General features: G+C 72.6%; 15 protein-coding genes. 10 read left to right on the forward strand and 5 right to left on the reverse strand.

Features of this window, described 5'->3' with window-relative positions; translation table 11 throughout:
* Positions 1-51 precede the first annotated feature (51 nt).
* Positions 52-825, forward strand: a complete 774-nt coding sequence (locus tag HHX41_RS10450; RefSeq protein ID WP_169980609.1) for a thioesterase family protein — start codon at positions 52-54, stop codon at positions 823-825.
* A 12-nt stretch (positions 826-837) separates the two neighbouring features.
* On the opposite strand, the gene HHX41_RS10455 is transcribed toward HHX41_RS10450, so the two are convergent.
* Both HHX41_RS10455 and HHX41_RS10460 read right to left on the reverse strand, forming a co-directional pair.
* Positions 838-2,307: a PQQ-dependent sugar dehydrogenase gene (locus HHX41_RS10455; protein WP_182905783.1), complete on the reverse strand. Its 1,470-nt coding sequence runs from the start codon at positions 2,305-2,307 to the stop codon at positions 838-840.
* A gap of 122 nt (positions 2,308-2,429) precedes the next feature.
* Complete coding sequence (locus HHX41_RS10460; RefSeq protein ID WP_182905784.1) at positions 2,430-4,208, reverse strand: PQQ-dependent sugar dehydrogenase; 1,779 nt, start codon at positions 4,206-4,208, stop codon at positions 2,430-2,432.
* 342 nt (positions 4,209-4,550) lie between these two features.
* Between HHX41_RS10460 and HHX41_RS10465 the strand changes: the two genes are divergently transcribed.
* The 3 genes from HHX41_RS10465 (at position 4,551) to gdhA (ending at position 7,921) form a co-directional block, all read left to right on the forward strand.
* Positions 4,551-5,447: an acetyltransferase gene (locus tag HHX41_RS10465; protein WP_182905785.1), complete on the forward strand. Its 897-nt coding sequence runs from the start codon at positions 4,551-4,553 to the stop codon at positions 5,445-5,447.
* A 128-nt stretch (positions 5,448-5,575) separates the two neighbouring features.
* Positions 5,576-6,508, forward strand: coding sequence for a GNAT family N-acetyltransferase (locus HHX41_RS10470; protein ID WP_182905786.1), 933 nt, complete (start codon positions 5,576-5,578; stop codon positions 6,506-6,508).
* Positions 6,509-6,577: 69 nt separating this feature from the next.
* Entirely contained in the window at positions 6,578-7,921 is a 1,344-nt protein-coding gene (gene gdhA / locus HHX41_RS10475) for an NADP-specific glutamate dehydrogenase (RefSeq protein WP_169980619.1), read from the forward strand.
* Positions 7,922-7,936: 15 nt separating this feature from the next.
* On the opposite strand, the gene HHX41_RS10480 is transcribed toward gdhA, so the two are convergent.
* A complete protein-coding gene (locus tag HHX41_RS10480; RefSeq protein ID WP_182905787.1) occupies positions 7,937-9,334 on the reverse strand; it encodes an MFS transporter in 1,398 nt (465 codons plus the stop codon).
* A gap of 102 nt (positions 9,335-9,436) precedes the next feature.
* Between HHX41_RS10480 and HHX41_RS10485 the strand changes: the two genes are divergently transcribed.
* Entirely contained in the window at positions 9,437-10,324 is an 888-nt protein-coding gene (locus HHX41_RS10485) for a helix-turn-helix domain-containing protein (protein ID WP_182905788.1), read from the forward strand.
* A gap of 124 nt (positions 10,325-10,448) precedes the next feature.
* On the forward strand, positions 10,449-10,811 hold the full coding sequence (locus HHX41_RS10490; protein WP_182905789.1) for a DUF2203 domain-containing protein: 363 nt from the start codon (positions 10,449-10,451) through the stop codon (positions 10,809-10,811).
* Between the two features lie 104 nt (positions 10,812-10,915).
* Here HHX41_RS10490 and HHX41_RS40425 read toward each other — a convergent pair whose 3' ends face one another.
* Positions 10,916-12,010 carry a glycoside hydrolase family 11 protein gene (locus tag HHX41_RS40425; protein ID WP_182905790.1) on the reverse strand — a complete coding sequence of 365 codons (1,095 nt, stop codon included), beginning with the start codon at positions 12,008-12,010 and terminating at the stop codon, positions 10,916-10,918.
* Positions 12,011-12,590: 580 nt separating this feature from the next.
* Between HHX41_RS40425 and HHX41_RS10500 the strand changes: the two genes are divergently transcribed.
* Positions 12,591-12,932: a hypothetical protein gene (locus tag HHX41_RS10500; RefSeq protein WP_182905791.1), complete on the forward strand. Its 342-nt coding sequence runs from the start codon at positions 12,591-12,593 to the stop codon at positions 12,930-12,932.
* 96 nt (positions 12,933-13,028) lie between these two features.
* Here HHX41_RS10500 and HHX41_RS10505 read toward each other — a convergent pair whose 3' ends face one another.
* Complete coding sequence (locus tag HHX41_RS10505; protein WP_169980631.1) at positions 13,029-13,904, reverse strand: sirohydrochlorin chelatase; 876 nt, start codon at positions 13,902-13,904, stop codon at positions 13,029-13,031.
* Between the two features lie 213 nt (positions 13,905-14,117).
* Here HHX41_RS10505 and HHX41_RS10510 point away from each other — a divergent pair, with 213 nt between their 5' ends.
* From HHX41_RS10510 to HHX41_RS10520, 3 genes are read left to right on the forward strand one after another with little or no spacing between them, the layout of a single operon-like run.
* Positions 14,118-15,167, forward strand: coding sequence for a LacI family DNA-binding transcriptional regulator (locus HHX41_RS10510; protein ID WP_182905792.1), 1,050 nt, complete (start codon positions 14,118-14,120; stop codon positions 15,165-15,167).
* A complete protein-coding gene (locus HHX41_RS10515; RefSeq protein ID WP_310741916.1) occupies positions 15,164-16,093 on the forward strand; it encodes a sugar ABC transporter permease in 930 nt (309 codons plus the stop codon). Before HHX41_RS10510 ends, HHX41_RS10515 begins: the two co-directional genes overlap by 4 nt.
* 1 nt (position 16,094) lies before the next feature.
* The gene (locus HHX41_RS10520; RefSeq protein WP_182905793.1) at positions 16,095-16,913 is read left to right on the forward strand and encodes a carbohydrate ABC transporter permease; all 819 of its coding nucleotides are present in this window, start codon (positions 16,095-16,097) and stop codon (positions 16,911-16,913) included.
* The last annotated feature ends 11 nt before the right edge of the window (positions 16,914-16,924 follow it).

Genomic DNA, 16,924 nt, shown 5'->3' on the forward strand with positions numbered 1-16,924 from the left:
GCCCTGACCGGGCTCGGCCGCGATTCGGGGCCGCCTCTAGAATCTTGTTCCATGACGATGTACGTCCCCCTCGGCCAGGGCCGGTACCAGGCGACGGAGCACACGCAGGGGCCGTGGGATCCGGGGCATCAGCACATGGGGCCGGTCACCGCGCTGCTGGTGCACGAGCTCGCCCGCGTCCCCAGCCGTTTCCCCGGGCTTCCGGAGGCCCGGCTGGCGGTGGACGTGTTCGCACCCGTCCCGGTCGCCGAGGTGGAGGTGCGCACCGAGATGATCAGGGACGGCAGGCGCGTGCAGTGTCTCGGCGCCTCCGTCGCCTCCGGCGGGCGCGAGCTGGTCAGGGCGACCGCGTGGCGCATCAGGGAAGCCGGCAGCCCGGCGAGCGAGGCCGCGCCGCCGCCCGCGCCGGTCCCGCCGCCCGCCCCCGGCGACGCGGACTCCTGGATCGCGCGGGGTTTCGGGTACGGCAGGGCCACGGACTGGCGGTTCGTCAAGGGGTCCCCGGACGAGCCCGGGCCCGCCGTGGCGTGGGGCAGGACGCGGGTGCCGCTGGTCGAGGGCGAGGAGACCACGCCGCTGGAACGGCTCGCGATGTTCGCCGACAGCGGCAACGGCATCAGCGGCGTCCTGGACTTCGACGCCTACCTCTTCGCCAACGTGGACCTCACCATCTCGCTGTTCCGCGCCCCCGAAGGAGAGTGGATCTGCCTGGACGCGGCCACGACGATCGGCCCACGGGGACGCGGGCTCACCCGCACCACGCTGTTCGACCAGTCCGGCGAGGTCGGCACGGCCACGCAGACCCTCTTCGTCGCGCCACGCTGACCCGGGCGGGCGTCAGGCGGCCGTGCAGGTGACGGGGGCCGGCGACCCGTTGGCGCCGCCGGCCCAGCTCGCGGTGAAACCGGCCGTCGTCGACGCGTTCGGCGCGAGCGTGCCGTTCCAGGACTCGTTGGTGACGGTGACCGTGGCCCCGGACTGGGTGTAGCGCCCGCCCCACATCTGGGTGATGCGCTGGCCGTTGGGGAAGGTGAGGGTGACGGTCCACGACGACGTCGCCGCGGTGCCCGTGTTGCGCACCGTCAACTCGCCCTGGAAACCGCCCTGCCACTGGTTGATCACCCGGTACGCCGCGGAGCACGCGCGCGGACCTGCTGACGGGGACGCGCTGGGTGAAGGCGAGGGGCTCGGCGACGCGGAGGGCGACGGTGAGGGGCTCGCCGACGGTGACGGGCCGCCCGCCGGCGGGACGCGGATGATCCGGTCGTCGTCGGCGGCCGGGGTCCCCCTGCCGTCGCGGTTGCTCGTCGCCACCCAAAGCCATCCGTCGGGCCCGACGGCGGCGGCACGCAGGCGGCCGTACGTCCCCTGGAACTCGGCCACCGGCGTGCCGGCCTTGCTCGCGCTCACCGGCACCGCCCACAGCCGGGTCCCGCGCAGTGCCGCGGCGAAGAGCGTGCCGTTGGCGTAGGCGAGGCCGCTGGGCGACGCCTCCGCGGTGCTCCACGTCACGAGGGGGTTGGTGTAGCGCGAGTCGCCGCACACGCCTTCGCAGACCGGCCAGCCGTAGTTGCGGCCCGGCTGGATGTGGTTGATCTCGTCCCAGGTGTTCTGGCCGAACTCCGTGGCGTACAGCCGGCCGCCCTCGTCCCAGGCGAGCCCCTGCACGTTGCGATGACCGTAGCTGTAGACCCGTGAGCCGGAGAACGGGTTGTCCCCCGGGACCGCGCCGTCGGGCGTCATGCGCAGGATCTTGCCGCCCGGGCTGTTCAGGTCCTGCGCGTTGGCGGAGTTCCCGGCGTCGCCCGTGGCCACGTACAGCATGCCGTCGGGGCCGAACGCGATGCGCCCGCCGTTGTGGAACTGGGCGCGGGGGATCCCGGTGAGGATCGGCTGCTGCGTCTGCGGCGCGCTCAGCCGGAACCGGACCACCCGGTTGTCGGAGGCGGAGCTGAAGTACGCGTAGACCCACTGGTCCGCGGCGTACGCCGGGGAGACCGCGATGCCGAGCAGGCCGCCCTCGCCGCCCGGCGAGACGTTCGGGACGGTGGCCACCCGCACGGGCGCGGACCCGGGACGCACCTGCGCGATGGTCGCGGTGTCGCGTTCGGAGACGAGGGCGCTGCCGTCGGGGAGGAAGGCCATTCCCCAGGGCGCCCGCAGGCCCGTTGTGGCGGCCTGCGCCCGGGTGAAGTCGAATCCGCCGGTCGCCGCGCCCGCGGCGGTGGGGCGGGCCGCGACGAGCGCGGTGGAGGCGAGCACCGCGCTGAGGGTGGTCGCGATTGCCACGGCGAGACGTTTGGACATCGAAGGCTCCAGGTCGAGATGTGGGATTGCGGCTCATGCCCCGTCGGACGCGTCCGCCACGCCCGGACCTGGCCCCGTACGCGCGATCGGGGCCGGGCGGGCGCCGGCATGGCGGACAGGCGTCATCTGACCGTGCAGGTGGCCACCGGCGCCTCGACGGCGGCCCCGGCCCAGCCGATCGCGAACTGCCGCGTCACCGACGCGCCCGGCGGCAGCACACCGTTCGAGGGTTGGCTGGTGACGGTCACCGTGGCTCCCGGCTGGGCGTAGTTGCCGTCCCCCATGTGCACGTAGCTCAGACCGTTGGGGACCTTGAAGGTGACGATCCACGAGGTGATGGTCAGGGTTCCCGTGTTCCGCACCGTCAGCTCGCCCCAGGAGGCCGCCGCCCAACTGAGGTGGAGCCGGATCGTCGCTTCACATGATCGTGTACCCGACGGGCCGGGCGACGGCGACGCGCTGGGGGACGGTGAGGCGCATGACGACGGGCTCGATGACGGGCTGGGCGACGGCGAGGGCGAGGGTGAAGCGCTGAGCGAAGGGGAGGGGCAGGGTGCGGGGCTGGGCGACGGCGAGGGACACGCCGACGGGCTGGGGGACGGTGAGGGCGACGGTGACGGGCTGGGACTGGGGGACGGCGACGGTGAAGGGCTGAGCGAGGGGGAGGCACTGGGGGACGCCGACGGGCTGGGGGACGGTGAGGGCGACGGTGACGGGCTGGACGAAGGGGAGGGGCACGGCGAGGAGCCGCCCGGCGACGAGGGCGACGGGACGGGCGACGGCGAGAGCGGGGGACCGGCCGACGGCGACGGGCTCGACGGCGGCCCCGTGCCGACGGGCGGGATCCGGACGATCAGGTCGTCGCCGGGACCCACCGTCCCCCTGCCGTCGCGGTTGCTCGTCGTCACCCAGAGCCATCCGTCGAGCCCGACCGCCACGGTGCGCAGCCGGCCCGGCGAGCCCCGCAGTTCGGCCGCCGGATCACCCGTCCTGACGCCTCCGCCGACCGGCACCGTCCACAGCCGCTTGCCTGCGAGGGCGGCGGCGAAGAGCGTGCCGTTGGCGTAGGCGAGGCCGCTGGGCGAGGCCTCGGCCGAGTTCCAGGTCACCAGGGGGTTCACGAGGTTCGGGTTGCCGCACACGCCCTCGCAGGCAGGCCAGCCGTAGTTGCGTCCCGGCTGGATGTGGTTGATCTCGTCGGTGGTGTTCTGGCCGAGCTCGGTGGCGTACAGCCGGTCGGCCTCGTCCCAGGCGAGCCCCTGGACGTTGCTGTGGCCGTAGCTGTAGACGGGCGAGCCGGAGTACGGGTTGGTCGCGGGGACCGCGCCGTCCCGGGTGACGCGCAGGATCTTGCCGCCGAGGCTCGATCCCTGGGCGTTCGCCGGGTAGCCGGCGTCGCCCGTGGCGACGTACAGCAGGCCGTCGGGGCCGAACGCGATGCGCCCGCCGTTGCGCGACGGGCCCCGGGGGATGCCGGCGAGGATCACCTGCTGGGTCTGCGGGGCGCCGAGCCTGAACCGGACCACCCGGTTGTCCGATGCGCTGGTGTAGTACGCGTAGACCATCTGGTCCTGCGCGAACGTGGGGGAGAGCGCGATGCCGAGCAGGCCGCCCTCGCCACCCGGCTTCACGTTCGGGACCATGGCCACCTGTTCCGGCGAGGATCCGGGACGCACCCGCACGATGATCGCGGTGTCGCGTTCCGAGACGAGTGCGCTGCCGTCGGGGAGGAAGGCCATGCCCCAGGGCACCCGCAGGTTCGTCGCGACGACCTGCGCCCGCGTGAAGTCGAAACCGCCCGTCCCCGCGTCCGCCGGGGCCGGCCGGGTCACGACGAGCGCCGCCGCGGCGACCACGGCGCAGACGGCGACGGAGAATGCCGCGGACAGTCGCTTGGGCATCACATGCTCCCGGGGCGGGACGGGGGCTTCCGGCTCAAGGTCATCGAAAGCGCCCGCCGTGCCCGGGGCAACCGGCAGACGGGCGTCTGTTCTCCGACCTGCGCGTACGCCCGCCGGCCGGGTCCCGCGCGGGAAACTTTCACGGGCCCGCGGCCGGCCGGCGCGATCCCGGGTGTCCCGGTGATCGGCGGTCTTGCGGCTCGCGAACGCGGCGAGTAGGTTCCGGGTACGCCGTCGAGCAGGAAGGAGGTCAGAACAATGTCCGATGTTCTGCGCCCCGTCCGCGCTCCGGCGTTCGCGCGGATCTGATCCGGGGCGTTCGCCTTCCCGGAGGATCAATCCATGACCGAGATGGTCATCCGTCCGCTGGTCGCGGGCGAGGAGAGCCTGTTCGACTCCATGCCCGATCCGCTGCCCCAGCTGCGCCAGGTCGGCTACGCCGACGGCATCGCCGGCGGCGGCTACCGGCCCGAGCGCACCTGGGTCGCCCTGCGTGCCGGGCGCGTCGTCGGCCGGGCGGCCTGGCTGCTGCCGCCGGGCGCCGCCGGCGCTCCCTGGCTGGAGCGTTTCGACCTGGACGCCGAGCCGGAGGTGGGCGCCGCGCTGCTGCGCGCCGCGCACGAGGCGCTCGGCGGGCCCGGGTCGTACTACGCCGCCCTGCCGCCGCACTGGCGCGGCCGGCCGGACGTCCTCGCCGTGGTGGAGGCGCCGATGGCCGCGGCCCGCCTCGCCGGCCTGGCCGAGCGTGGTGAGCGGCTCAGATACTCCTGGACGGGCACGCCGCCCGCGGCGCCCTCCGGGCGGTACACCTTCCGCCCGGCCGCCGGCGCGGCCGAGATCGACGCCCTGGTGGCGCGGATCGCGGAGCCGGACCTGCTGACGGGCGCCGAGATCGCGCGGGCGGTCGCCGGCGTGGATCCGGCCACCGATCCGCTGGCCTGGTGGACGGGACCGATCGGCCGCTGGCGTGTGGCGCTGGACGCGGGAGAGCCGGTCGGCCTGGCCGGAACGGCCGGGGACGCGTGCTATCCCCTCATCGCCTATCTCGGCGTGCTCGACGGGGCCGCCCGGGGCGACCTCCTGGCCGATGCGGTCAGGGTGCTGGCCGCCGGCGGCGCCGCGGAGGTGATCGCCGACGTGGACGCGCATCGGGCGGAGGCGTCGGCGGACCTGGAGCGGCGCGGGTTCCGGCAGGTGCGGGCCCGGGTGCTGTTCGAACCCGCCGCCGTCCCCCGGTGAGAGCCGCCCCAGATCACGTGGAGCCGCCCCAGATCACGTGGAGCAGGCGCGTCACGTGGAGCAGACGCGGAGACGCCGCCAACTCCTCGGCAAGCCGCCCACAAGTCGCGCTGCGTACAACCAGTGACATGAACGACTACGACATCCGGCGGCCGGCGCCCGCCGACACGGCGGCGATTCACGAGCTGGTCACCGAGCACGACATCGAAGTGACCGGCAAGCCCGACTGGACGCTCGACGACGTCGCCGACACCCTCGGCGAGCTGGACCTGGAGCACGACAGCTGGGTGGTCCACTCGGGCGGGCGGCTCCTCGGCTGGGGCTACGCCAGGCGCAAGGGCGACAGCGACAACGTGGACATCGACGTGCAGGCGCGGGAGCCCGGCGCGGCCGCGCTGCTGTGGGACCTGGCGCTCGGCCGCGCCGGCGGCCTCGCCCGCGAGGCCGGGCACGACCACGCGGTGATGGACGTCAGCGTCTACGAGCAGGACACCGTCATGCGCGAGGCCGCCAAGGAGCGTGGCTTCGCGCCCGCGACCAGCTTCCACCGCATGCGGACCGACCACGCCGGTGTACGGCCCGTCTTCCTGCCCGGGGTCACGGTCGAAGCGGGCTCGCCCGGCGGCGAGGAGGTGCTGCGCGCGGCGCACGCCGTCCAGCAGGAGGGTTTCGCCGAGCACTTCGGATTCGTGCCGAAGACGTTCGAGGAGTGGGCCGAGGAGATGGAGGCGTCCAGCGCGAACGACTGGACGCAGCTGCTGCTGGCCCGCGTCCACGGTGAGCCCGCGGCCATGCTGCTCGGCACGAACCACTTCGTGCCCGACGAGAACTGCGGCTACGTCCGCACGCTCGCGGTGCGGCCCGCCTTCCGCGGGCGCGGCCTCGGCCGGCTGCTGCTCACGCGGGCCTTCGAGGCCGACGAGCGGCGCGGGCGGGTGGGCACGATCCTGCACGTCGACGGCAACAACACGACTCCGGCGCTCGGCCTGTACCAGTCGGTCGGCATGCGCCCCGTGCTCGTCATCGACGTCTGGCGGGCCCTCGTGCGTCCCGGATCTTGAGACTGCGTTGCTCACAACGCGGATGCCTCTACTGTGAGATAGGGAGAAAACAGACAGCAAGGAGAGTTGATGCTGCACGAGAGGCTCGAGGCGGTCTACGACAACGTCCTGCGCCGCAATGCGGGCGAGACGGAGTTCCACCAGGCCGTACGCGAGGTGCTGGAGAGCATCGGCCCCGTCCTCGGCAAGCACCCCGAGTACGCGGAGCAGAAGATCATCGAGCGGATCTTCGAGCCGGAACGTCAGATCATCTTCCGGGTGCCCTGGGAGGACGATCAGGGCGAGGTGCACATCAACCGTGGTTTCCGGGTCGAGTTCAACAGCGCGCTCGGGCCGTACAAGGGCGGGCTGCGCTTCCACCCCTCGGTCTACCTCGGCATAATCAAGTTCCTGGCCGTGGAGCAGATCTTCAAGAACAGCCTGACCGGCCTGCCGATAGGCGCGGGCAAGGGCGGCGCGGACTTCGATCCGAAGGGCCGCTCCGACCGGGAGATCATGCGCTTCTGCCAGAGCTTCATGACCGAGCTGTACCGGCACATCGGCGAGTACACCGACGTGCCCGCGGGGGACATCGGCGTCGGTGGCCGGGAGATCGGCTACCTGTTCGGCCAGTACAAGCGCATCACCAACCGGTACGAGTCCGGAGTGATCACCGGCAAGGGGCTGACCTACGGCGGCGCCCAGGTCCGCACCGAGGCCACCGGCTACGGCTGCGCGTTCTTCGTGGAGGAGATGCTCAAGGCGCGGGGCACGTCGTTCGACGGCAAGCGGACGGTCGTCTCGGGCTCGGGCAACGTCGCCATCTACGCCATCGAGAAGGTGAACGAGCTGGGCGGCGTCGTCGTGGCCTGCTCCGACTCCTCCGGCTACGTGGTGGACGAGAAGGGCCTCGACCTCGACCTCCTCAAGCAGATCAAGGAGGTCGAGCGACGCCGCCTCAGCGCGTACGCCGAGCGCCGCGGCAGCGGGGCGGCGTACGTGGCCGGGCGCAGCGTGTGGGAGGTGCCCTGCGAGGTGGCGCTGCCGTCGGCGACGCAGAACGAGATCACCGGCAAGGACGCCGAGGCGCTGGTGCGGAGCGGGTGCGTCGCGGTCGGCGAGGGCGCCAACATGCCCACCATGCCCGAGGGCATCCGGGTGTTCCGGGAGGCCGGGGTGGCCTTCGGTCCCGGCAAGGCCGCCAACGCGGGCGGCGTGGCCACCAGCGCCCTGGAGATGCAGCAGAACGCCAGCCGCGACTCGTGGACGTTCGACTTCTCCGAGCGGCGGCTCCAGGAGATCATGAGCGACATCCACGCCCGCTGCCTGGAGACCGCCGACGCGTACGGCATGCCGGGCGACTACGTGGCCGGCGCCAACATCGACGGCTTCCGGCGGGTGGCGGACGCCATGCTCGCCCTCGGCCTCATCTGAGCGCTCACGTAGGACTCATCGGCCGTCCCGGCGGGTGCGCAGGAGAGGTACCGCGCACCCGCCGGCGGCCAGCGAGACCGCGGCCAGCGACAGCGACGTCACCGCGGCGGCGTGCGCGGACGGGGCCAGGCTGAGGAACAGCGTGCCGAAGACGGCCACGCCGACCACCTGGCCGAGCTGCAGCATCATCGCCAGCAGGCCGCTGGCGTCGGCCGCGTCGGCGGGCGCGACCCGGGCCAGCGCCACCGCCATCAGCGGGCTGAACGTGCCCGCCATGCCGGCCCCGATGGCCACGAAAGCGATCTCCAGCAGCGGCTCGCCGTGGCCGCCGCCGGCCAGCGCCGCCGCCAGGGCCAGCTCGCCCGCGGCGGTGACGACGGCGGACGTGACGATCATCGGCCGGTGCAGGCGGGCCGGCAGCCGCTTCCAGTTCAGGCTGGTCAGCCCGAAGGCGGCGGCCGCGGGGATGAACAGGCAGCCCGCCCGCAGGGCGCTGTCGCCGAGGCCGCCCTGCAGGTGGAGGGCCATGGCGAACAGCCAGCCGCCGTATGCCGCCATCACGAGGAAGACACCCGACGCGGCGGCGGCCACCCCGGGGGCGCGCAGCAGGCGGCCGGGGACGAGCGGATGCGCCGCCCGCCGCTCCACGAGCAGGAACGCGCAGAACGCGAGCACCGCCAGTCCCATGGAGATCCACCCCCACAGCGGCCAGTTCTCCTCGTGGCCGAGCACGAGCGGCACGACCAGCAGGCAGACGGCGAGCGACAACGTGACCAGGCCGGGCACGTCGAGCCGCTGCTCGCGCCGCACGTGGACGGCGGGCAGCGTACGGGCGCCGGCGGCCAGCAGCGCGAGCCCGATCGGCACGTTGACCAGGAAGACCGGCCGCCAGGCCGTGCCGAACAGGTCGGCGGTCACCAGCAGTCCGCCGAGCACCTGGCCGACGACCGCGCCGGCCGAGATGACCGTGGCGTAGACGCCGAGCGCGCGTCCCCGGGCGGCGCCGTCGAAGGTGACCTGGATCAGGCTGAGCACCTGGGGCACCATCAGGGCGGCTCCCGCGCCCTGCACCAGCCGGAAGGCGATCAGCACGCCGATCGAGGGGGCGAGCCCGCACATCAGCGACGCGGCCGTGAACACCACGAGCCCGGCGAGGAACAGCCGCCGGTAACCGAGCAGCCCCCCGAGGCGTGCCCCGGTGATCAGCAGGATCGCGTACGCCACGGTGTAGCCGGAGACGACGAGTTGCAGCCCGGAGCCGGTGGCCCCGAGGCCGGCGCGCATTGTGGGCGCGGCGACGTTGACGATGGTGGCGTCGAGGACGGCCATGAACTGCCCCGCCAGGATGACGGTGAGCAGCAGGGCCGGCGAGGTGCGCCGCGCGGCCGGCGCGCGGGTGGCGACAGTGGTCATGGCGGCAACGATGCGGCCGCCGCGATACCGGTGCCGAGAGCCTGCGGATCCTGGTAGCGACACCACCTGGCAACGCGTCCGCACACTCGCCAGGATGGAGAGGTGACGACGGGGACCCGCAGCAGGCACACCAGGCGTGAGGAGCTCGCGGCCTTCCTGCGCAGCAGGCGCGAGCGGATCCGGCCCGAGGACGTCGGGCTGCCGCCCGGGTTGCGCCGCCGTACGCCGGGGCTGCGGCGGGAGGAGGTCGCCCAGCTCGCCGGCGTGGGCGTGACCTGGTACACCTGGCTGGAGCAGGGCCGCCCCATCAACGCGTCGGTGCAGGTGCTGGACGCGATCGCCCGCACGCTGCGGCTGGACGCGGCCGAGCGGGAGCACCTCTACCGGCTGGCCGACCTGCCGGAGGTCGCCGTCCCCGGCGACGCCGGGGACGGCCTCGACGCCGAGGTGCACACGATCCTGCGCCGGCTCGACCCGCTGCCCGCCTGCGTCTACAACGGCCGGTACGACCTGCTCGCCTGGAACGCCGCGTACGGCACGATCTTCGCGTCCGTGGTCGGCCGGCCCCGGCTCGAGCGCAACGTCCTGTGGCGGGTGTTCACGATGCCGGGCTGCTGCTGCCCGCTGGTGAACAAGGAGGAGGAGCTTCTCCAGATGGTCGCCACCCTGCGAGCGGCCTTCGGCAGGCACGTGGGGGAGCCGGCGTGGACGAACTTCGTCACCCGGCTGTCGGCGGCCAGCTCCGACTTCGCGCGGATGTGGGCGACGCACGACGTGGCCAGGCCGGGGGCGCGGATGAAGCTGTTCCAGCACTCCTCGGTGGGGCTGATCAGGCTGACGTCCACCAGCATGGCGCTGGCGGCGCCGCCGGAGACCCGCATCGTGGTCTACACGCCGACGGACGACGAGAGCCGCGGCCGCATCGAATGGCTGCTGGCCCATCCGGAGGCCGGTCACTGCCCGCTGCACGAGGAGACGGTCCGGGGGTGAAGCCGCATGGGCCGGACCGGCGAGGAGGACCGGCACGTGCCCGCCGATCCGGAGGGCGACGAGTTCCGCCTGCTGCGCCGCCGCCTGTGAGCCTCGCGGGGGCCGATGCGATAGCGTCCGGAGGGTGGCGAGGATCTTCACGGTCGACGAGGCCGAATCGCTGATGCCGGTGGTGCTCCAGCACGCCCGGGAGTTCGTCGCCGTACGCGCCGACCTGGCCGAGCTCACCCACGACCTGCGGCACGCGGGCGCCTCACCCCTCGGCGGCCTGCCGGAGGCCAAGGGCCTGGAGGCGCGGATGGACGAGATCCTGAGCTGGTTCGACGCCGAGGAGATCGAGATCAAGGGCGTCGCCCCGCTGCTCGTCGACTTCCCCGCCGTGCTGGGCGGCGTGTCCGTACGGCTGTGCTGGCTGGAGGGGGAGGCCGACCTGGGCTGGTATCACCGCAGTGACCTCGGCTTCCCCGGCCGCCGCCCGCTGCCCTGATCTCGCGGCTGCCGCCGCACTGCCCCTGCGGCGAGGGAGCGGGGCCCGAAGGCGCCCGCTCCCCGCTCGCGCGGCGACCGCGCCGTGCCGCACGGTCGTGCCGGTCAGCCGCTGGTGCAGGCCGAGCCGTTGAGGCTGAAGGCGGAGGGGTTGGGGTTGTTGCCGGAGTGGGTGCCCTGGAAGCCGAACGAGGCGGTCGCGCCGGGAGCCAGTGAGCCGTTGTAGGACACGTTGCGCGCGGTCACCGACGAGCCGCTCTGGCTCACCGTGGCGTTCCAGGCGTTGGTGACCTGCTGGCCGCCGGAGAAGGACCAGGCCAGCGTCCAGCCGTTGATCGTGCCGCTGCCGGTGTTGGTGACGGTCACCTCGGCGGTGAATCCGTTGTTCCACTCGTTCTTCGTGTAGGACACGCGGCACGCGCCGGTGCCTCCCGGCGAGGAGGGCGAGACCGTGGGCGAGGGGCGGGGGGAAGGCGAGACCGCGGGAGAGGGCGAGGGCGAGGGATCGGTCGTGCCGCCGATGGTGATGTTGGAGCTGCCGCTGCTCTGATAGCCCTCGGTGGCGAGGATCTGGTAATCGTGGTTGCCCAGGGGCATGCCGTAGCGGGCCCACGCGTCGAAGTGGTTGCCGATGGTGATGGTGCCGCCGGTCCTCTTCTGCTGCCGGACGCTCCAGTACTGGTTGAAGGTCTGGTTGCCGTCGATCGAGGGCGCGTTGTAGCGGGTGGTCTGGTAGACGTCATAGGTGCCGCCGTCGGAGGTGACGGTGCCCTTGTACGTGCCCGTCGGCCGCCAGGTGCCCCAGTTGTCGACGATGTAGTACTCCACGAGCGGGCTCCGCGTCCAGCCGTACAACGCGAGGTAGGCGTTGCCGGAGGGGTTGAAGCTGCCGGAGTAGGTCACGGTCCTGCGCGTGCCCGGCTTCCAGCCCTTGCCGGCGACGAAGTTGTTGGTGTTGCGCCAGGACGTGCTGTAGTTGCCGCCGGAGCCCAGCTCCATGGAGACCGTGCCCTGGCTGTCGGTCCAGAACGAGAAGAAGTATCCGTTGTTGGTGCCGGTCTGGTTCGTGGTGACGGCGGCGTGGGCGACGCCGGGCAGCAGCGCCACGGCCGCGGCCAGCGCCACGGCGCAGACACGGCCGATCAACAGCCGCACACCGCCGCGCCCGCGGCTTCTCATCCGGACGGGAATGTGATTCATGTACGTACTTCCTCCTCAACGGGCCGAGGGCGGCCGGCCTACGTGCTGCCGGGGTGACGGCCACCGCGCCGGCGTCGCGCACCGCGGCGGAGGTCGGCCGGTCGTCACGCGGTCGCCGACCTGAGGACCATGTCGCGGTTCGTGACCCGGATCGACAGTGGTCGAGGCCCTTCGTGTGGGCGAAATTATCGGACAGACGGCGAAAGTGTCAGACCATCCGGCCGGGCTGTCAACGACTCGCGTAAAGCCGGTTCCCTGCCCAGAGGGTCGTCTTGGTGGATCGCTCCTGGTCACGTGTGCTCGGCGGTGGGGCGGGCGTCGGCGGAGGCGATGAAAGTTACGTGGCCCTGAGGTTTCCCCGTTGGTGCGGACCTCGGGGACGCTCCGAGCGGGAGGGCTCGATACTTTCGCCACCGTACCGATAGTTTTCTGGTCGGCGTGCCGGCCGCTTCGTCCCTGCTGATCAAGGACACACGGCTGGACCCTCCCACACTGGGAGGCCCCATGCTGGGGGCATGAACGAGGAACTGCGGCGCGTGGCGGTGCTGATCACCCGTCTGATGACTGCTCTGGAGGAGCTATGACACCGCGATTGGTCCACTATGGCCCCGTCACCTGCCTCAATGTCACCGGCATGGGCGAGCCCGGCGATGCCGAGCATGCCTCGGCCATCGGCGCCCTTCACGCTGTGGCCTCCGTCATGGGCGGCCCCGCAGGGCCGCTGGAGGGTCGTTGGTGGGTGGAGGGCATGTTCAGGCCGCCGCTGGAGGTGCCGCGCGATCAGTGGCGATGGCATCTGCTGGTGCCGCTGCCCGACGTTCCCGAGGCGGGGTGGTCGAGGCGGCACGTGAGCGGGCGCGTGTGCACCGATCCTCGGCCCAAGACGATGCTCAGGCAGCCGGTGGCGCGCCCCGCCGGGTGATCGGGTGGCAGGCCCCGTCTACCGGGAGCGCCCGGGTAACGCGGCGAGGCGCCGCTGGGCCACGCGCAGCAGGGCTCGATTCGCCGGACACGACCTTCAGTCGGACAGGTCGTCGAAGCCCTCGATCTCGCCGAAGGCGGCGCCGTACCGGACGCACACCATGCGGGCCACCGACTCGTGTGCGCCGAGGGGTTCGGCGCACCCGGCGCCGATCGACTCGGCGGCCGTCGTGATCCGGTCACGGTCGGCCTCGGGCCCGATGACGTACGGCACCATGGCCAGCCGGTTGGCGCCGATGTTGCGCAGGCGCTCGGCGGCGTCGCGCACACTCGGCTGGCCGTCCAGCGCGGCGGGGACGACCGGGAGCGTCAGGCGGGCGGCCAGCAGGACGGCCGTGGCGTCGGCCCCGCGGGCGGCCTCGTCGCCCCCGGCGGTCGCGACGATGATCCCGTCGACGGGGGAGGAGACGTTGAACAGGCGCATCCGGTCGGCGCGGGCCAGGCCCGCCTCGGCCAGGCGCACGTGCAGGGCCTCGGCCAGCAGCGGGTGCGGGCCGAGCGGATCGGTGATCTTCACCGCGGCCTCGCTCTGCGTCACGGCGTCCCGTACGGCGCGCAGCACGCGGGGATGGGGCCCGGTGACGAGCGGGACGACGACCGCGGCCGGTCCGTCGGCGGGCCGCTGCGCGGAGATGGAGGCGAACTCCTTGGTGAGATCGGCGCCGCCGTCCGCCAGCGAGACGATGCGAAGGTCGATCTGGGGGTTGTCGATCCTGACGATGGAGGCGACCTCCATGGCCACGTCCCCGTTCGGGCCCGCCGGTTCTCCGGCCCTGCCCGGCACCGCGAGGACCAGGGCGGGCGCGTCGGGCGGCAGGTCGGCGGGGAGTGGCCGGCGGTGGCGGCCTGTCCCGGGCCGAGGAGAGCGCTCCCTGATGGGGAGCTTCGGGGGGTCCTCGTGACCTTCGTTCACATCGGCGGATTCTAGGGCGAATCTGGCCGAAGAGCAGAACCAACGCGCGGCTTGTTGCGTCTTGGTGATCTAGGCGGTTTACATCTTCGTTACTTGACGCTCTCCACGGGGGCGGGTTTGATATGGACTCATCCAGCCGTAAACGTTTACCGATCGCACACGTTACTGATTGGTAAACGATTACAGGACACTCTCTTCCAAGTGAGGTGGCCGGTGACCGAGGGTCCCACGATCACCACGATCGCGCAACGCGCCGGTGTGTCGATCGCCTCGGTGTCTCGGGTGCTCAACGGGCTTCCGACGCGTGAGGACACCGTGCGGCGCGTCATGCGCGCGGCCGACGAGCTCGGCTACGTGCCCAACTCGGTCGCCCGCTCGCTCCGCAACCGCCGCACCGACCAGGTCGCCTTCGCGATGGCCGACATCGGCAACCCGGTCTACGTGGCGATGGTGCGCGAGATCCAGCCGATGCTCAAGGAGGCCGGCTACCGGCTCCTCATCCACTCCACCGACGGTGACGCCGAGGACGAGCTCGGCGTGCTGCGCGGGCTGCGCGAGCGCTACGTGGACGGCCTCATCATCAGCCCGCTGCGCGGCGTGACCGAGGAGCACGTGAGGGCCATCGTCGCCGCGCGCGCCCCCGTCGTCGTCATCGGCGCGTTACCGGTAGGCATGCCGGAGGGCGCGCCGGTCGACAACGTGCGGACCGACTCGAGGACCGGCGTCCGGCTCGCGCTCGACCACCTGTACGCGATCGGCAGGCGGCGCATCGGCTTCCTCAACGGCCCGCTCGACACCGTTCCCGGCGCCGCCCGCGCCGCCGCCTACCGGGAGGCCCTGGAGGCACTGGGCCTGCCGTACGACGAGGACCTGGTGGAGGTGGGCGACTTCTACCGCGACAGCGGCGCCCGCGCCGCGCGGGCGCTGCTGTCGCGCGTGCCCGGCCTGGACGCGCTGATGTGCGCCAACGACCTCATCGCGCTCGGCGCCCTCGACGTGCTGCGCGAGCACGGCCGGGACGTCCCCGGAGACGTGGCGGTGGTCGGCATGGACGACACCGATCTCGCCTCGGTGACGTGGCCGACGCTGACCAGCGTCTCGCTCGGCTCGGCCGAGCGCGGCAGGGCGGCGGCCACGCTGCTGCTCGACCGGCTGCAGAACGGCCCCCGCGAGCCGCGGGTGACGGTCGTGCGGCCGAGCCTCACCGTCCGCGGCTCGACCGCTGTTCCCGGTCTTCCCGGCACCGCTGGGGACGGTCGGTGACCGCGCTCGCCGAGCGGCCGTACGGCGGGTCGCGGGGCGGGCCTCAGGGCGGGTCCCAGGGTGGGTCACAGGGCGGCCGGCGCTCCCGGGGCGCGCTGGCGCTGATGCTGCCCGCGCTCGTGCCGGTGCTGGTGTTCAGCGTGGGCCCGCTGCTCTACGGCATCCTGCTGGCCTTCACCGACGCGCGGTCCGGCCGCAACACCGAGACCTCGTTCGTGGGCCTGGAGAACTTCGCGGAGCTGCTGTCGGACGGCGACTTCTGGGAGTCGTTCCGCATCGGCCTGGTCTGGGGCCTGTCGGTGACCGTGCTGCAGTTCCTCGCCTCGCTGGGGCTCGCGCTGCTGCTGAACCAGGACCTTCGCCTGCGCGGCGTCGCCCGGGTGCTGGCGGTCGTGCCGTGGGCCATGCCGCCGGTGGTGATCGGCCTGATGTGGCGGCTGGTGTACCACCCGGACGCGGGCCTGCTCAACGGCCTGTTCGGCACGCGCGTCGACTGGCTGCACGACTTCTCCCTGGCGCTGCCCGCCGTGATCGTGGTCGGGGTGTGGACCGGCATGCCGCAGACCACGGTCGTGCTGCTCGCCGGCCTGCAGAACGTGCCCAAAGAGCTGTACGAGGCGGTCAGCGTGGACGGCGCGGGCGCCTGGCGGCGCTTCTGGAACGTCACGCTGCCGCAGTTGCGGCCGGTGATCGTGGCCATCACCTCCCTCGACTTCGTGTGGAACATCAACCAGTTCAGCCTGGTCTACGTGCTCACCCAGGGCGGGCCCGGCGGGCGGACGAGGCTGCCCATGCTCTTCGCGTACGAGGAGGCGTTCCGGTACGGCTTCTTCGGCTACGCCGCGACGCTCGGCGTGGCGATCACGATCGTCGTGCTGGCCGTGCTGGGCCTCTACTTATGGCGGCAGGCGCGGGAGGCGGACTGACATGACCCGTGCGCTGAAACATCTCGCGTTGCTGGGATACGTCGTGTTCCTGGCGTTCCCGCTGCTGTGGCTGCTGTCCACCGCCCTGAAGACGCCGCAGGAGATGGCCGCCCTCGATCCCACGTGGATCCCGCGCCGGCCGACCCTGGCGAACTTCGCCGACGCCTTCGGGGAGCAGGACCTGCTCGGCGCCGCCCTGCGCAGCCTCGTCGTCGCGGTCGCCACCGCCCTGATCACGGTGACGCTCGCGCTGCCCGCGGCGTACGCGCTGGCCCGCCACCGAAGCGCGGCCGGCCGGATCGCGATCGGGTGGGTGCTGGTCAGTCAGGTCTTCCCGGTGGTCCTGGTCATCATTCCGCTGTTCATGGTGCTGCGGCGGCTGGAGCTGGTGAACACGCTCGCCGGGCTCACGGTCGTGCACGTCACGTTCGTCATGCCGTTCGCGCTGTGGATGCTGCGCGGGTACGTGCGGGCGGTGCCGCGCGAGCTGGAGGAGGCGGCGGCCGTGGACGGCGCGGGGCGGCTGCGCGCGCTGGCCGCCGTCGTCGCCCCGCTGCTCGCGCCCGGCGTGGTCGCGACGCTGCTGTTCGGCTTCATCTCGTCCTGGAACGAGTTCCTGTTCGCCCTCGTGATCCTCAAGGATCCCGAGGTGGAGACCCTTCCGCTGACGCTGGTGCGCTTCGTCGGCCCGGAGGGGGTCGCCCGGCTCGGCCCGCTGGCGGCGGCGTCGCTGCTCGCGACCGTGCCGAGCCTCGTCTTCTTCGCGATCATCCAGCGGCGCCTGCGGTCCGGCCTGATGGCCGGCGCCGTCAAGGGCTGACCCGCATGGCG

The sequence above is a fragment of the Microbispora sp. H13382 genome (assembly GCF_014161445.1).
Taxonomy (GTDB): Bacteria; Actinomycetota; Actinomycetes; order Streptosporangiales; family Streptosporangiaceae; genus Microbispora.

Bases quoted from the DNA above. Each gene is read 5' to 3' on its own strand.
- HHX41_RS10480 (WP_182905787.1), bottom strand. From the start codon at position 9,334: ATGACCACTGTCGCCACCCGCGCGCCGGCCGCGCGGCGCACCTCGCCG.
- HHX41_RS10470 (WP_182905786.1), top strand. From the start codon at position 5,576: ATGAACGACTACGACATCCGGCGGCCGGCGCCCGCCGACACGGCGGCG.
- HHX41_RS10450 (WP_169980609.1), top strand. From the start codon at position 52: ATGACGATGTACGTCCCCCTCGGCCAGGGCCGGTACCAGGCGACGGAG.
- gdhA (WP_169980619.1), top strand. From the start codon at position 6,578: ATGCTGCACGAGAGGCTCGAGGCGGTCTACGACAACGTCCTGCGCCGC.
- HHX41_RS10500 (WP_182905791.1), top strand. From the start codon at position 12,591: ATGACACCGCGATTGGTCCACTATGGCCCCGTCACCTGCCTCAATGTC.
- HHX41_RS10460 (WP_182905784.1), bottom strand. From the start codon at position 4,208: ATGCCCAAGCGACTGTCCGCGGCATTCTCCGTCGCCGTCTGCGCCGTG.
- HHX41_RS10465 (WP_182905785.1), top strand. From the start codon at position 4,551: ATGACCGAGATGGTCATCCGTCCGCTGGTCGCGGGCGAGGAGAGCCTG.
- HHX41_RS40425 (WP_182905790.1), bottom strand. From the start codon at position 12,010: ATGAATCACATTCCCGTCCGGATGAGAAGCCGCGGGCGCGGCGGTGTG.
- HHX41_RS10520 (WP_182905793.1), top strand. From the start codon at position 16,095: ATGACCCGTGCGCTGAAACATCTCGCGTTGCTGGGATACGTCGTGTTC.
- HHX41_RS10455 (WP_182905783.1), bottom strand. From the start codon at position 2,307: ATGTCCAAACGTCTCGCCGTGGCAATCGCGACCACCCTCAGCGCGGTG.